Source organism: Nostoc sp. (assembly GCF_036919495.1).
Lineage (GTDB): Bacteria > Cyanobacteriota > Cyanobacteriia > Cyanobacteriales > Nostocaceae > Nostoc.
Window position 1 is genome coordinate 48,225 of record NZ_JBALBZ010000027.1, and the last position, 14,947, is coordinate 63,171.

Annotated in this window: 13 protein-coding genes; 4 read left to right on the plus strand and 9 right to left on the minus strand. The window is 41.5% G+C overall.

The window, feature by feature from the left end:
* Nucleotides 1-122: 122 nt before the first annotated feature.
* Together kaiB and V7K25_RS03395 are read right to left on the minus strand one after the other, a co-directional pair.
* Complete coding sequence (gene kaiB, locus V7K25_RS03390) at nucleotides 123-446, minus strand: circadian clock protein KaiB (protein WP_109012544.1); 324 nt, start codon at nucleotides 444-446, stop codon at nucleotides 123-125.
* Nucleotides 447-550: 104 nt separating this feature from the next.
* The gene (locus tag V7K25_RS03395; protein ID WP_335155061.1) at nucleotides 551-1,132 is read right to left on the minus strand and encodes a KaiA family protein; all 582 of its coding nucleotides are present in this window, start codon (nucleotides 1,130-1,132) and stop codon (nucleotides 551-553) included.
* Nucleotides 1,133-1,882: 750 nt separating this feature from the next.
* Between V7K25_RS03395 and V7K25_RS03400 the strand changes: the two genes are divergently transcribed.
* A complete protein-coding gene (locus tag V7K25_RS03400) occupies nucleotides 1,883-5,122 on the plus strand; it encodes an ATP-binding protein (protein WP_335155099.1) in 3,240 nt (1,079 codons plus the stop codon).
* Between the two features lie 58 nt (nucleotides 5,123-5,180).
* Here V7K25_RS03400 and V7K25_RS03405 read toward each other — a convergent pair whose 3' ends face one another.
* Both V7K25_RS03405 and V7K25_RS03410 read right to left on the minus strand, forming a co-directional pair.
* Complete coding sequence (locus V7K25_RS03405; RefSeq protein WP_335155063.1) at nucleotides 5,181-7,115, minus strand: ArnT family glycosyltransferase; 1,935 nt, start codon at nucleotides 7,113-7,115, stop codon at nucleotides 5,181-5,183.
* A gap of 164 nt (nucleotides 7,116-7,279) precedes the next feature.
* On the minus strand, nucleotides 7,280-7,915 hold the full coding sequence (locus V7K25_RS03410; RefSeq protein WP_335155065.1) for a hypothetical protein: 636 nt from the start codon (nucleotides 7,913-7,915) through the stop codon (nucleotides 7,280-7,282).
* Nucleotides 7,916-8,475: 560 nt separating this feature from the next.
* Here V7K25_RS03410 and V7K25_RS03415 point away from each other — a divergent pair.
* Nucleotides 8,476-8,808: a DUF565 domain-containing protein gene (locus tag V7K25_RS03415; RefSeq protein WP_335155067.1), complete on the plus strand. Its 333-nt coding sequence runs from the start codon at nucleotides 8,476-8,478 to the stop codon at nucleotides 8,806-8,808.
* Between the two features lie 26 nt (nucleotides 8,809-8,834).
* The gene (locus tag V7K25_RS03420; RefSeq protein ID WP_335155069.1) at nucleotides 8,835-9,839 is read left to right on the plus strand and encodes a glycerate kinase; all 1,005 of its coding nucleotides are present in this window, start codon (nucleotides 8,835-8,837) and stop codon (nucleotides 9,837-9,839) included.
* A 278-nt stretch (nucleotides 9,840-10,117) separates the two neighbouring features.
* On the opposite strand, the gene V7K25_RS03425 is transcribed toward V7K25_RS03420, so the two are convergent.
* The 4 genes from V7K25_RS03425 to V7K25_RS03440 all read right to left on the minus strand — a co-directional run bounded on the left by V7K25_RS03425 (nucleotide 10,118) and on the right by V7K25_RS03440 (nucleotide 13,225).
* Nucleotides 10,118-10,759, minus strand: a complete 642-nt coding sequence (locus V7K25_RS03425) for a restriction endonuclease subunit R (protein WP_335155070.1) — start codon at nucleotides 10,757-10,759, stop codon at nucleotides 10,118-10,120.
* A 222-nt stretch (nucleotides 10,760-10,981) separates the two neighbouring features.
* A complete protein-coding gene (gene hisS / locus V7K25_RS03430; protein ID WP_335155073.1) occupies nucleotides 10,982-12,370 on the minus strand; it encodes a histidine--tRNA ligase in 1,389 nt (462 codons plus the stop codon).
* A gap of 125 nt (nucleotides 12,371-12,495) precedes the next feature.
* Nucleotides 12,496-12,942, minus strand: coding sequence for a DUF3598 family protein (locus V7K25_RS03435; RefSeq protein WP_335155075.1), 447 nt, complete (start codon nucleotides 12,940-12,942; stop codon nucleotides 12,496-12,498).
* Nucleotides 12,943-13,078: 136 nt separating this feature from the next.
* Nucleotides 13,079-13,225, minus strand: coding sequence for a hypothetical protein (locus V7K25_RS03440; protein WP_335155077.1), 147 nt, complete (start codon nucleotides 13,223-13,225; stop codon nucleotides 13,079-13,081).
* Nucleotides 13,226-13,263: 38 nt separating this feature from the next.
* Between V7K25_RS03440 and V7K25_RS03445 the strand changes: the two genes are divergently transcribed.
* Entirely contained in the window at nucleotides 13,264-13,548 is a 285-nt protein-coding gene (locus tag V7K25_RS03445) for a hypothetical protein (protein ID WP_335155079.1), read from the plus strand.
* Here V7K25_RS03445 and V7K25_RS03450 read toward each other — a convergent pair.
* Nucleotides 13,514-14,932, minus strand: coding sequence for an aldehyde dehydrogenase family protein (locus V7K25_RS03450; protein WP_335155081.1), 1,419 nt, complete (start codon nucleotides 14,930-14,932; stop codon nucleotides 13,514-13,516). The genes V7K25_RS03445 and V7K25_RS03450 overlap by 35 nt on opposite strands.
* Nucleotides 14,933-14,947 lie beyond the last annotated feature (15 nt).

The window sequence follows — 14,947 nt, forward strand, 5'->3', positions numbered from 1 at the left end:
AACAAAAGGGTATTAAAAACTGTTTTTTATGACTAAATTTCTGACTCTATTTTGGCGAGGCTACTTGTAAACATGCTCCCCTATACAGTTAAAAAATACTGTATAAATGGTTTCTTGGAGTATTAATTATTTTCCTCTTCAAAATCTCCTTCACTCAGTTCTTCATAAAGCAAATCTAATCCAATTAATACTCTCTCCCTATCTGAAAGATCCCCGATAATTTTGCGAACGGGTGGAGGCAAAATTTTAGATAATGTTGGCGTCGCCAATATTTTATCTTCTTCTGCCAATTGCGGGCTTTTTAGTACATCGATCACTTTTAAAGCATAAACCCCTTTAAACTCCTGCTCTAAAATATTTTTGAGTGTTTTTAATGCCCGGACTGAATTAGGGGTATTCCCTGCTACGTAAAGTTTGAGAACGTAGGTTTTTCTGGCTTTATCCATATACATACAAGCTAGTCATGAGAATATAAATACAATATTTGTTTACAGATTGTGCGTGATTAACAGAGGTAGCTTTTGCTAAGTTCAACATTGATAATTTTAATTTATCTAGAAATCGAACTTCTGTAGAGTTCGCATAGGTGAGCCAGGATATCTATCAACGTAAGACGATAATCAAGTAACGCTTCGTTGCTCCTGCCTTCTAATTTTAGCTGGTTAGAAAATTCTTCAATTATCTCCATGTGAATTTCGATGATTTGGGGCACAGGAATATTCGCATAAAATATAGTATTGATAAATTTATCAATTTTTTCTTTGAGTGTTTTATCTGTGGTAAAATAGTTTATAAGAATCAAGCTGTAATCTGATTTAAGGTGTCTTAATAATCCTTGCCTTTCTGCTGGAGTCATCTCCTGGAAAAGCTGTTGGCTTTTTTGGATGTGACTGGCAAATACATAGATGTACTTGTCTGTGTATAGTTGGTTTAAATTCTGTTGCAGCAAATTTGGTAAATAGTTAATTTTTCCAGAGGTAGTTGCAACAACGGGTGGATAGCAAAATTGGGCAATAATCGCGTCAATAAATTTCCACACCCATCTGCTCCAACCTTTTTGGTTGTGTAAATCAACTAGATTATTTAAACATTTGTTAACATCAGTTTGCAGAATCAATATCGGTAATAACATTTATTCTTAAATCTATCTCCTAGATCGCCCTGACCAAGAAACGTGGGCTGATAACTTTGGCTAACGTTTCTAAGGGAATACTAGCTGTGCAGGAAACTGGTAATTACACACCAAAATAACGCTCTATGTTAGCAGGTAGTGCTAGTACAGCGTGGCGTAAATCAAGCTACCATTTTAAAACTTGCAAAAGCCTCGACATACAAAAATTTTGACTTTTGACTTCCGCCTTGCGGCCCCTAGCCACTCAACAACTTAGTGCAGCAACTGAGTAATTAGACTTAGTAGGTCTTTGATGATGAGGTATTTGTCGGCATAGCAAGACACAGTAGCTAATCTATTATTTGCATATCTATGTATATAAATAGATAGATTTTTTAATTTTGCTCCTTGATAAGATACTTAAACGAACTTAAAGGATTGTCCCATTCTAAATCATTATAATTCCTCAAGGTTCTAAAGCGATTCTTTGGGGCCATAATTGTTTTAGCTGTCGCTATCGATGAGGAGTTTAAATACCAGTAAGACACTGGGGAGGCTAGTTGCTAGAACTTAGAAACGTCGCCTCTTAGAAAAATATAAAGGACGCAAAAGTGCCCGTGAGGGGAAATCCCGTTTTTTTATGGCGTTGAAATAACCAGAGTTGCTTATATGAGTCTTCTTAGAGGATATGGCTTCAGGCGAAAACACCATCAACATTTGGCAGATGGAAATGCCGGAGGGTTCCACAGGAAGAATGACCCCAAAAGCCCTATGTTAATGCTAGATTACCCGCTTTATGACTTTCAGGCAACCGTACCTAGCTGCCCCCAAACAAGTTCTCTAGCAGTGGTGTTGGAGATTTTTGAGCAAGAGCAGTGCGATCGCTTGGTAGTAGTGAATCAACATCACTGCCCCATCGGATTGCTGTATTCTGCCCGTTTAATCCAAAAATTATTAGCACATAGTGACGATAAAAATCTAAATTTACACCAATCACTCTCTATCTGGGGTCAAGGTCTAATTGAGCCAATACAGACAATATCAGCTTCTGAGCGTGTAGAGCAATTAGGCTTGCACTTGAGTTATGCACAAGTCGAAAAGCAGAACTTAGATTGGGCGCTGATTGACTCTGATGGTCAATATTTGGGGTTGCTAGATAGTTCCCGCCTGTTGCGATCGCTGGCTAAGGAACGCATGGCTGGGTTACAAAGTTCTGAGCCTCGCCATGAGTATGGTACTCGTGTACAGCCGCCAAATCAACCCAAGTCATTGGGACACCAGCCACTGGTACAGTTGCTAGAAAGACTGCCTTGGCCTTTGATGTTGCAAACGGGTACTGGCGAAGTGGTAGCACGAAATCCCGCCTGGTGGGAGCAATTAGGAGCCTTGAAAGATCCAGAAGGAGTTAGGCAACAGGTGGAGGCAATACTTGTCTCTAACCGCTCCGAAAAACCAGAATATGTCACCCAACGAAGCATCAAGGTTTATCCCAATGGTAGGGAGAATGAACATGGTGGTGAAGAGGAACTGACCCAGCAAGAAGCATCACCAGATCCTGTATACAGTCGCTGCTATTTAGATAGTCAAGTAGGTACTTGTACTTGCGTTGTCGAAGTGCAAAATGGTCAGGAGCGAATCTGGCAGTTTGCCAAAATTCCCTTAGATAGTCCTGAGTTTCAAGTCATGAGTGCTGAAGCTGAGGTTGCACTCAGCGAGGATTTGTGGTTGGTTTTAGCTACTGATGTGACTGAGCAGCAACAGCTTTGCAAAGAACTGGCTGCAAAGAATGCCGATTTAATTCAACTAAATCGGTTGAAAGATGAATTTTTAGCTTGTATTAGTCATGAACTCAAAACTCCCCTAACTGCCGTTTTAGGATTATCGCGGTTGCTGGTGGATCAGCAGTTGGGAGAACTCAACGAGCGTCAAGCCCGTTATGCGGGGCTGATTCATCAAAGCGGACGCCACCTAATGAGCGTAGTTAATGACATTTTAGATTTGACCCGGATGGAAACGGGACAAATGGATTTGACGCTAACTCCGGTGAAAATTCAGGCTGTGTGCGATCGCGCCTTATCAGATGCTAAAGCCATCCACACTCAAATTCCCAAAACTACATCTGCCTCGCCAACTCAAAACGCCCGTTCATCTGCTCCCCAATTCTGCCTTTCCATTGAACTAGGTTTAGACCAGATAGTGGCAGATGAATTGCGCTTGCGCCAGATGCTAGTACACCTACTTTCCAACGCCTTTAAATTCACCGAAATATCTGGTGAACTTGGGCTACGGGTGAGTCGTTGGGAAGGATGGATTGCCTTTACAGTTTGGGATACAGGCATTGGGATTCCTGAACACCAGCAACACTTAATCTTTCAAAAATTCCAACAACTAGAAAATCCCCTGACTCGCCAATTTGAAGGTACTGGTTTGGGGCTGGTATTAACTCGGGCCTTGGCTCGTCTCCACGGAGGAGATGTTAGCTTCTTATCGCGTGAAGGAAAAGGTAGCCAGTTTACACTACTTCTGCCACCCAGTCCCCCGAAAACAGGCTTTTTGGAACCAGATATAGGAATTGGAGAAGAGGAAGAAACACGATACCCATCGACACGGGAAAACTCCGCAGCCGCTCTTGGGCATGTTATTACGTCCACACAGCATCATCCGGCCAGTTCGCAACGGTTGGTTTTAGTAGTCGAGGCAGTAGCGCGATATATTGAAGACTTGACCGAACAACTTAAAGGTTTAGGATATCGGGTAGTGATTGCGCGATCGGGAACAGAAGCAGTCGAAAAAGCTCGGCGCTTGCAACCAATAGCGATATTTTTGAATCCTTTGCTACCCTTGCTATCAGGCTGGGACGTGCTGACTTTACTAAAATCTGACACCGCAACCCGTCATATATCTGTAATTGTGACCGCAACGGCAGCCGAAAAGGAGCAAGCATTTGCTAACCGAGCCGATGGTTTCTTAAGCTTGCCAGTAGAGAATCACCTTTTAGCACCAGTTCTCGAAAAATTATGTACTTCACCAGCAGTTTTGCCGCAAGGGTCAAATAACAGCGCAATTGTCCCAACTAAAACCCCACTGCGAATTCTCCGATTGGTGAATCCCCAGTTGGAATCGGTCAATCCCCACCCCTCACTTCGAGAACACCGAGTGATTGAAGTAGATGACCTAGATCAAGCAGAACTTTTGGCGCGGGTATGGCAGTTTGATGTCATTTTGCTAGATGTCGAAAGTACCACCGCCCAAATTTATCTGCAACAACTAATTCAACACCCACGTTTGGCGGCTATACCACTAGTTACTTGCGATGTCGCAACTACTCTAATAGCTTCTAAAATACCAGAATTATCTGTATTTCCTTACTTAACACCATTTGCTAGGGACAACAATAGTCGCACCGAAAACACAAATGCCTTACTATCAGTATTGGAAATTGCTTCTGGTATTTGCTGTCCTCCTAACATCTTGGTAGTAGATTTAACAATGCTGCGTGATTTACCACAGATAAGACGCAAGCAAGTTAAGGGTTCTCAGACAGCAAAAAATTGCTCAATTAGCAGTGAAACTGCGGAACGGGGGTCTGAGTGGTTCCAAGCTTTAATTCAGTACTTACAAACAGCAGGCTTCAAAGCGGCGATGAGTCCCTGTTGGGCAGAAGTATTACAACAAATTCGCCACCAAAGCGTTGACTTACTGCTAATTTGTTTAGGAGAATCCACGATCCACAAAGACGTGCTAAAAGCACTGAAAACATTGGGAGATTCGCCTGATAAATTACCACCAATTTTAGTACTGAATCAGCGATTAAATCACCCAGAAACCAGTTTCCAGTCTGGGATAGCTTACAAGGAAATTGACAAGCAAAAGAAGAATGGTTTGGAATCGATAGAAACTATTGTTGGTGCGATCGCTACCCAAATATTACCGCGATCGATATCAATGGAAGACCTATTAAACCAGATCAATCACGCTTTAGCTGTCAATGGTTACAATCACAAATGTTGATAGAGTCATTGGTCATTAGTTATTCTCAAAGGACAAATAACCAATGACTAATGACAATTTATGAAATATCCATTTTTTCACTTTTCTTTTTCTTAAAAGGAACTCGAACCAAGTTATAAGCACCCTTGGTTGATAAATTCTTGTAATCATCTGGCTGTAAGTCCATTTGTAAAAACTTTTTCTGTTCAGCCAACAGCAGCACTGAGGCAGGTTTTAATCCTTTGGCAGCCTGGTTTTTGATATGCTCGATAGCCTCTTGGGGAAATCTTAAATAATTTACATGAATGTGGCTATAAAATACCACAGTAGGCTTTTTGAAGCCAAGCATGATCAATTCTTCATTTGGTTGTTTTGCTTCTAGAATGACCGCAGACAACTCCCTTAAGGGTAATTGACGTTCTCGATCAATAAAGAACGAAGCAGGGGTTAAAACAAAAATTAAAAACGCCACAAACCCGATTAAATTAATAGCGATAACCTGGTTCCATTGGCGACTTAGTAATAAACCCGCAACTAAAACGGCACAAACTAGCCACATTACCCCGGCTATTACTGGTAAACCAGTTCTTTGAATTAGTTCGTGGAAGTTGCTTATAGCTGGATCAGTACCTAATATGTGGGTTATGTTAAACAGTGCTGTAGACAGAACTGATAAAAATACTACATTTACCCAACCACTGACTCGGAGAAAAGACGGGGAGATGGGAGGAGTGGGAGAGGAGGGAACAGGTATTGTTTGCCTAGCCTCTGTATCCTGGAAGAAGTCACTCCACAACAGGGCTACCAGGATGGCTGCTGCTGGCATTAAAGGCAACACGTAGCTAGGGAGTTTGGTAACAGCAACGGTGAAAAAGCCAAAGATGCTAGCAAACCAGAACCAGGCGAATAAACCAAATTGCTGAAAACGTTCAAGGGATCGCCAGTGCGATCGCTGCCAAAACTTTAATCTTACTATAGAAAGTGGTAAATACACTGAGTAGGGCGCAAAACCCAGCAGCACTACTAAAAAGTAAAAATACCAAGGTGCTGAATGACCATTAACTACTTCTGTAAAGCGTTCCAGGTTATGATAACCAAAAAAGGCATTAATATAATTCCAGCCATTACGCCAAATTACTAAAGCATACCAGGGCACTGATAAACCTAAAATTATCAATACACCCACGAAAAGGCGCATTTCTCGCAACACCTCTCGAAATTTTCCCACGTAAAGCAAAAACGCGGCAACAATTAGCCCTGGTACAACAATTCCCACTGGCCCTTTAGTCAAAATTGCGCCAGCAATCAGCACATAAAAAGCTAAGTACCACTTATTAGGGAATAGGGCAGAAGAGGCAGAGGGGCAGGGGGCAGGGGGCAGAAAAGAGGAATTTTCCCCCTGCTCCCTGCTCCCTGCTCCCTGCTTCCTACTTCCTCCTTTCCCTGCATAGCCGAGAAAGAAACATAACAAAGCTGATGCCATACATCCGGTGAGCAGCATATCAGAGACACCAGTTCTCGCCCAAATAATAGTTTCGGGATTAAGTGCCATGAGGGCTGCTGCTATAAAAGATGTGAAGTAGCGGCGAGTAGGACGTGAAACTTGCTCTAATTCGTCTTGTTTAGCGAAATACCACTGTATGGTGTAAAAAGCTAAACAAACTAAGGCGAAGGCTGCGATCGCTGAAGGAAGGCGTACTGCCCACTCATTCACCCCTATAATTGCATAAGCGATCGCCTGACACCAGTAAATTAAAGCAGGTTTATCGAAACGAGTGTCACCATTGAAAAATGGGGTAATCCAATCACCTGTGACGAACATCTGGCGGGAAGCTTCGGCAAATAACGGCTCTGTCTCATCAATCAAACCAATACTGCCCAAGTTCCACCCAAAAGCTATCCAGCCAATCAATATCAACCATAAAATCGACACAGTTACACCTTGGGCTGGATTCTTTGCTATTTTGTTGAACCACTGATCAACATTGTGCTTAACACTCAATTTCATGCTCATTAGTCAATAGTCAACAATCACTACTCAATAGTCGTTGATTATCTATCTTTTGTTCTTCGGAGTTTTAAATTCAACAATATTACACTTTTTCCCGTTCAGTAACGCCAGTTGTTCCAAGTTACCAAAGAAACATTCTCCAACACGCTAGTACTACTAAATATCGATTATGGACTCAGCACTAGTTGCCATTCTCTGTTTTGGGAATTCCATTTAGGTAATTGAGTTTCGCCAACAACATAGGGGCCCCAGTAACGACGGGAACCATCTTGTGCGAAAGCAACTAAAATATCTCCCTTCTCCAGCTTTAAATTATTCTGAGGTAGGGATAAAATTAGTCCCTTCTCACTTCCTTCTTGGGGAGCGAAATCCCAATGTGCTGGTACATCATAGTTAGCCTGTTTAGTACCAGAGCCTTTTGCGAGCGACTGTCGCGCCAGTAGAGCCAACCGTACAGGCTGATTTGTTTGATTGCTCATTCGCAAAGTTCCTTGATCCTTACTTTTGCTTGCTGATTTATCACGCTCTGCCAAGACAGGATAAGTATTCTCTTTAATATTATGTTCTACTTGATTGGTTGAGGTAGTTGCTGGAGTAGATAGACTAGCGGAAATACCCTTTTCAGGTGAAACGGGTGTAGAGGAAGCCCTCTCCCACTGAGTAGTTTCAGCCGGCGGTTGTGAAGATGTATCTGGGTTTGTGGACTCAAGGGATACGCTCACTCCAAAGCATCCCACCAGAGCAACAAGCAGTCCCAAGCAAAAAACTGTAATACCGAGGTTACGATATACTGAGAATTTCATATTGATAGTTATTAGAAATAAATATTTTGTTTAAGCTTGACCAAATAGTAACCTATTATCCCAAAAGGGAATCATAGAAAGTAATCTAATACAAACTTTCCTAAAATTAGCGATACGAATGTATTATAAGTATCCTTTTGATTAGAAAATATTTGGAGAAAATAATTTCCTTGATGTTTGACAAACAAGGAGTACAAATACTCATTGCTTTGTGTCTTGACCGTAGGCTTGGATAAAAACAAGAAAATTAGATACCGAGCCAGCCAATTCATTTGTATAAAGAAAAATAAAAATTCCGTGAAACCACTAGTGGCCCCAACAAGGCGTTTTTTGCCAAACCCTTAGATAAATCTAAGATGCATATTTCATCTTGCCTTAGAATAAGCAGCCTTTTAAGGGGCTATACTTCCCTAAACATGATAGGATGTGCAAATTTGAATCGACGCTGAAAGCGTAGCAGATATCTATAATATTAACAAACAAGCGATGTTAAAACCAATATCCTCCTTAATATAAAAGATATTTCAAGATATCTTGACTTTTTTTCAGAAGTCTATGTGATGCAAAACACTCGTCTCAATAACTTATTCGATGCCATTGCTACACGCTTGGGGCAATGGTTTTTAAATCCTTGGCGACGGCTATCGTTGCTAATCATTAGTTTTTTGTTTGGTTTTTTTCTGGCAAACGTAGCTTCCACTACAGCCGGTCAACGAGCAGAATTAGACATTGTGGTAGCTGCTTTTTTAGTAGTGTTGACGGAAATTACCAGTAGGATATTTTATCATCGCAGCTTTTTGGAAAGGCGATCGCTCTTAGTAGACTCACTAAATCTCCTCAAAGTTGGTTTTATCTACGGGCTGTTTCTCGAAGCCTTTAAGCTGGGATCGTAGGGTGGGAGATGAGGGAGATAAGGGAGATGGAGAAGCAGGAAACAAGAGAAGCGGCGTTAGCAGATAGGTTAAGGGCAAAAGCTTTTGGGATCACGCCGGAAAATGTCGATGAGATGATAGAAAAGCGATCGCATTTACTAAAATCTGTCTTCCCAGCTTTTAGCCAGTTCTGCCAAACTAGCCTCAAAGTCGAACCCCAGCAAATGTTACAGGTGTTGTGGGACTTGTGGCTGCCTTTGGGAATCAAGCTAGCATCGCAGCGCCAACAGTTAAAACGCCCCCTGATTCAAGGAATATTGGGAGGACAAGGCACTGGTAAAACCACTATGTCCAAGGTTCTCAGTTTGATTCTCGATCGGTTGGGATATCGGACTGTGAGTTTATCTTTGGATGACTTATATAAAACTTACAGCGATCGCTTGGTTTTAACACAGCAAGATCCTCGCTTGATTTGGCGCGGCCCACCAGGAACCCACGATGTAGATTTAGGTTTAAATGTACTAGATCAGATTCGCCAGTTGCAAAGTCCTGTGATGGTTCCCCGCTTTGATAAATCTGCTTTTGGAGGTGCTGGCGATCGCACTACTCCAGAAATCGTTACAGGTGTAGATATTGTACTATTTGAAGGTTGGTTTGTGGGTGTGCGACCAATTAATATAGATGTATTTGACACTGCACTACCGCCAATTCTTACAGATGAAGATAAAGCATTTGCCCGTGATATTAATCATCGCCTCCACGATTATTTACCACTGTGGGAGCGATTAGACAGCTTAATTGTGCTATATCCAACTGATTATCGCTGTTCTTTAGAGTGGCGCAAACAAGCAGAACAGCAGATGATTGCTGCGGGTAAATCGGGGATGAGCAATGCAGAGATAGAGCAATTTGTCAATTATTTTTGGCGATCGCTTCACCCGGAATTATTCATCAGTCCGTTGGTAAAAGATGCGACAGTGGTTGATATGGTGATTGAGATTCATGCCGATCATAGCTTTGGTGAAGTGTATTGCGATCGGGCTAATTCATAATTCGTAATTCTTGTACAGACGCGATTAATCGCGTCTCCTATGGTTTTGACGCAGATTTAGAAGCGTTACTAAATAACCAAGATAAAAGATTTGCAACTGTAGCAGCCCCAAAATAGAACAGCGCAATAACCCGCATGAATCTTTAATACATAACGCCGTGTGCAACTTTCTCTCAGACCTAACCCCCAGCCCCTTCCCTTACATTGTATTATATTGTAGTAACAGTAGTCTGGAATCAAGGCATCGCTTGAGACTCAGGAAAGTCCCTACTGCCTTAATCACAAAGTTAATTGACAAATTGCTTTTAAAACTTGTAATAACTGACTTGAACGCTCTGTTTCCATTAAATTTAATTCTGGTAACAGATAATAAATAGGGGGATTTCCTTGTTCGAGATAGACAAATTGATAACTTCTACCGTTAGTCGTTAATCCCCAAACTGATTTTTTATTATCTAAATTTTTATAAGAGTATGTGAGTAGCTGAGATAAACCCGTTGATATATCAATCTGACTATTTTTAGATTCAATTAACAGTACCCAAAAATATGTTTGAGGTTTTGTATATTTAGCTTTACTAATAGCTAAAATATCAAATCTTCCTTTAATTCTGATATCTTCATCTTCAACTTCAATATCAGCAATATTTTCCTCCAAAACAATCTCGATAGGATAGCGATAAAAACCAGCTAATCTTAATAATGGGGCAACTGCAAGAAACTTTACCTGACCTTCAGAAACTTTACCTGCTGTAAGGTAGCGTCGAAAGTCATTTCTAATTTGCAGAAGTTCTTGCTGTTCTGGTTCCGTAAGAGGTTCCAGAGATAAGTAGTTAGAAAATAAGTCACTGTATTGTTCTTGAAAGCCAAACAGACGCTGAACTTCTTCTAAGGATAAATTACGAGCGTTGAGAATTGTCATATATTTTTGCTTGATTAAGGTGCAACCCAATCCAAATTCCCTACATCAAACCTATCTTAACTCCTGCTTGACTGACCAACTTCCTTAGCGTTATTTTATTACTCTGAAACAATAAAATATTTGTAGGTTGGGTTGAACAAAGTGAAACCCAACAAAATCAAGGATTCTTCGTGTTGGATTTTGTTCCTCAACCCAACCAACCCTTAGAACTTTCGTAGTTTATTAAGCAAGCCTTTTTTTAACTTCTTCAGCCAAATCTACTAATAGCACTTCTACTTGCTCACCTGTTTTCAAATCTTTCAGCGATGACTTTTGTGCTGCTGCTTCCTCAGAACCAATAATTACACAAAATTGAATTCCTTGTTTGTCAGCTAGCTGAAATTGTTTACCCAAGGGGCGCTTATCAAAATTAGTGATGACATTAATTCCAGCCTGACGCAGACGTTGCGAAACTTTTAAATAAGTTGGCATTAAATCTTCTTGCATGTTCACTACCATTACCTGGGCTGGTGTAGCAGCTAAGGTACTAAGAATACCAGCTTTTAATAAGCGACTAATTAAGCGAGTTAATCCTATAGAAATACCTACACCAGGCATTTTTTCACCCAAGAATACTCCAACTAATTCTTCATATCTCCCGCCAGAACAGATACTACCTAAAGCTTCATGTCCTAATAAGGTTGTTTCGTAAACTGTACCAGTATAATAATCAAGTCCACGGGCAATGGATAAATCAATGCAGAAACGATTTTCGACAACTCCGAGATTACGCACGCCTACAATTACCGTTTCTAATTCGCTAATTCCCAGGCTTAATTGCTCGGTTTCTGACAGATTTTCTGCAAGATGCTTAAGTTTATCTAATACTTCATCAACGGAACCATCTATTTTAATAAAATCAATAATTTTTTGAGTCTGTTCTCCTGAAACTTCCTCTTTCTCTAACTCTTGTTTTACTTTAGTTTCACCAATTTTTTCTAAATTATCAACAATACTAATACACGATTTAATTTTATCTTCAGTAATTCCTAATGATTTAAAAAAACCTGTAAGGACTTTACGATTATTAATGCGAATCAAAAAATCACCAATATTTATTGCTTCAAATATCTCAGTGATAATTGCAGGCATTTGAGCATCATAAAGCAAGCTGAGTTCACGACGAGCAACTACATCAATATCGCACTGGCGGAACTGACGAAAACGCCCATCTTTTGCTCGTTCACCCCGAAAAACTACATCCATTTGGTAGCGGGCAAAGGGAAAGGTTAACTCATTCAGGTGACGGGCAATATACGCTGCTAAAGGAACTGTTTGATCAAACTTTAAAGCTCTTGCTTCCGAACCAGTTTCACCCGATTTATCTCTCTCGGCTTGCCGATTTGGTGGCAGGATGGGGTCAATGCCATAAATGATATTGTCGCCTTGATTCCCTTTAGCTTGCAGCACTTCTAAACGTTCTACAGCAGGTGTTTCGATGGGCGTAAATCCATAGCTTTCAAAAACTCTACGGATGATATCTAGCAAATATAATTCTAGACGCTTTTCACTAGGCAGAAATTCTGGGAAACCACTAGGAGTAGAAAAGTTTATTTTGTCACCTTTTGCCATGCGTGTACCTTACTAAGTTGAAATTTGAGATGAAAGCCTAACCACTGAAAATCGTGGCTACATAAACAAAGTCCGCCTGCGCGGACTAGAGAATAATGATTGGTTATCTCTGAGCGAATAAATTACTATCTTAGCCGTTCTTCTTGAATTAAGGTGCGTTGAAAGATTTGGTTGTTCTTAAACCAATGCCAAGTTCGGGCACGATTGTTATTGTCAGGGCTAATGTAGATCATTTCATACAAACTCATCTCTGGGTTTGTTTTATAAGTAAACTGCAAAATCACAAGTGAATCATCGGCTTCCCAGGCTTTTCCATCTATGCGATCGGTGTCAAACCAAAGTTTATTATCTTTATAGCTTCCGGGAAATTCATACTCCTCTTGTTTACCATCAGACCATTTATAGCGATTGATTTGGTAGTAGGGATGAGGGCCATTTTCGGGAAATTGACAAGTTAAGTGAGACTCATACTTATCGAGGATTTTTCCGGCGGTATCAACTACTGTATAAGTTCCTACCCAATCTCCTTCATGACGGACAAGTACGGGCATTCCTTCTCGAATATTTGACATTGCAATTCACCTTTTATTGTTCTAACATTTGGAAAAATCGAGTAAAGTAATCGGAAAAAGTTTTCGCTGTACAACCAGAGTCTTTTATTACAATGCCTGGAACCTTTAAGCCAGTGACAGCAAATGCCAGTCTTCACTAAATAATGAATGCATTTTCTAAAATCGAGTCATCTGGCGCTAAGTCCGCGACGAGTAATGCCCGATTGGTAATACTTTTAGAAACAGGAATCTTTACCGTGGCATTTACTGGGCGATTCAGAACAGGGATTGCAATGGTATCCATTTTAAATCTCTGTGCAGGTAGTCAGCTACAACTTAATTATGTTCGCATATTATGAGTGGGGAGTGGGGAAGGTTGTCAAAGACGGCTTTAATCATCGCTGGCATAACTTGACGCGATGCATAACGAATTCCGTTTTTCTTCCAAGCGATGCCTGCGGCGGGCTACGCCTACGCGTTTCTTGTCGGCTTCTAATGTTTTTCTGTATCCACACCAATATCTTTTGTCACTCCCACCGACTGCGATCGCCATTGGTTACGCTAATGAGTTGCATAGTGATGATGGCATTGGTCACTCCCCAGTCTCAAACCACCAAGGGTCATTAGTAGCGTTAGTTTTAATCAAAATAGCTTTTTTTCGCATGAACCGTTTCAGCGCGGCTGCACCCATGCGTGACCCTCCCATACCGGAGAATTTGAAGGAATTTTTCTCTCCCTCCTGCATGATGGCGGTGAGTCCAGCATCGTTGATACTAATACCACCTGCATCTATCTGTTGGGCAACTTCTAAGGCTTCGGCTTCTGAGGCAAAGACAGCAGCACTCAATCCATAAATTGAGTCATTCGCTAAAGACACTGCTTCCTCTACTGTGGAAAAAGGCATTATTGGCATAATGGGGCCAAAAGTCTCTTCGGTCATCACTTTCATGGAGTGATTAACCTGGGTGAGAACTGTCGGACGACACCACCAACCCCCACCTAAGTCTTCAATTACACCGCCGCAGTGAATTACTGCTCCCTTTTCTACTGCATCTAAAAGATGGTTGCTAATAATTGCTGCTTGGCTTTCGGTGATGATGGGGCCAATTTCTCCACTTTCGACTGTGGGGTAGGCTAGCCCAAGGCGATGGGCCTTAGCTACTAGTTGATGGTAAAATTTTTCAAATATCGATTCAGCAACATAAATCCGCTCGATTGATAAGCACGACTGTCCGGTGTTTACGACGGAACCCCACAATATTGCTGAGGTTGCTAATTCTAAATTGGCTGATTCTAAAACGATCGCAGGGTCTTTTCCGCCTAATTCCAAAAAAGCCGGAATAAACCGTTTAGCAGCCGCTTCTGCTACTTTTCGCCCCGTTGCTACGCTGCCTGTAAAGCATACCAAATCTACATTTTCAATCAAAGCAGATCCAGTTTCGCCTGCTCCTTCAACAAAAGTTAATACGTCGCGCAATTCAGGAACGGCGCTGATTGCTGTTTTCAGTGGTGCTACGAAGCGGGGAGCAATTTCACTGGGTTTAACAATGACAGCACAACCCGCCAGTAATGCCGGAATGGTATCAATGGCTGACAGTAACAGTGGAAAATTCCACGGGCTAATTACCCCAACTAGGGGATAAGGAACGGATGTTTGTTGCAAAGCGATAAATGGAATTGCTGTATTTTTGGCAGAGTCTTGCAGCAATTCCGGCGCTAACTTACACCAGCGATCGATGCTAGAGAGGAAAGAGTCTATTTCCATTACTGAGGTCGAAAATCTTCCTGTATCATTTACCAAAGCTTCTGTGAGGCGATCGCGCCCTGATAATATCGCTTTTTTCCACTGCTGTAAGGCTTCAATTCTCCCCTCTAAGCCCAGTTGCTGCCAGCTAACTTGCGCCCTGCGGGTGCGCTTACATTGCTGTGCCAGCAGCCTGGGAGGCGGCGGGATAATTACGTAGTCGAATTTGCCAGTTCGGGGATTGCGGACTTCTATTGTTTTTGTCATTGGTCATTTGTCATT

Bases quoted from the DNA above. Each gene is read 5' to 3' on its own strand.
- V7K25_RS03445 (WP_335155079.1), top strand. From the start codon at position 13,264: ATGTTCGCATATTATGAGTGGGGAGTGGGGAAGGTTGTCAAAGACGGC.
- V7K25_RS03410 (WP_335155065.1), bottom strand. From the start codon at position 7,915: ATGAAATTCTCAGTATATCGTAACCTCGGTATTACAGTTTTTTGCTTG.
- V7K25_RS03425 (WP_335155070.1), bottom strand. From the start codon at position 10,759: ATGACAATTCTCAACGCTCGTAATTTATCCTTAGAAGAAGTTCAGCGT.
- V7K25_RS03450 (WP_335155081.1), bottom strand. From the start codon at position 14,932: ATGACAAAAACAATAGAAGTCCGCAATCCCCGAACTGGCAAATTCGAC.
- V7K25_RS03395 (WP_335155061.1), bottom strand. From the start codon at position 1,132: ATGTTATTACCGATATTGATTCTGCAAACTGATGTTAACAAATGTTTA.
- V7K25_RS03405 (WP_335155063.1), bottom strand. From the start codon at position 7,115: ATGAGCATGAAATTGAGTGTTAAGCACAATGTTGATCAGTGGTTCAAC.
- V7K25_RS03415 (WP_335155067.1), top strand. From the start codon at position 8,476: ATGCAAAACACTCGTCTCAATAACTTATTCGATGCCATTGCTACACGC.
- V7K25_RS03440 (WP_335155077.1), bottom strand. From the start codon at position 13,225: ATGGATACCATTGCAATCCCTGTTCTGAATCGCCCAGTAAATGCCACG.
- V7K25_RS03435 (WP_335155075.1), bottom strand. From the start codon at position 12,942: ATGTCAAATATTCGAGAAGGAATGCCCGTACTTGTCCGTCATGAAGGA.
- V7K25_RS03400 (WP_335155099.1), top strand. From the start codon at position 1,883: ATGTTAATGCTAGATTACCCGCTTTATGACTTTCAGGCAACCGTACCT.
- kaiB (WP_109012544.1), bottom strand. From the start codon at position 446: ATGGATAAAGCCAGAAAAACCTACGTTCTCAAACTTTACGTAGCAGGG.
- V7K25_RS03420 (WP_335155069.1), top strand. From the start codon at position 8,835: ATGGAGAAGCAGGAAACAAGAGAAGCGGCGTTAGCAGATAGGTTAAGG.
- hisS (WP_335155073.1), bottom strand. From the start codon at position 12,370: ATGGCAAAAGGTGACAAAATAAACTTTTCTACTCCTAGTGGTTTCCCA.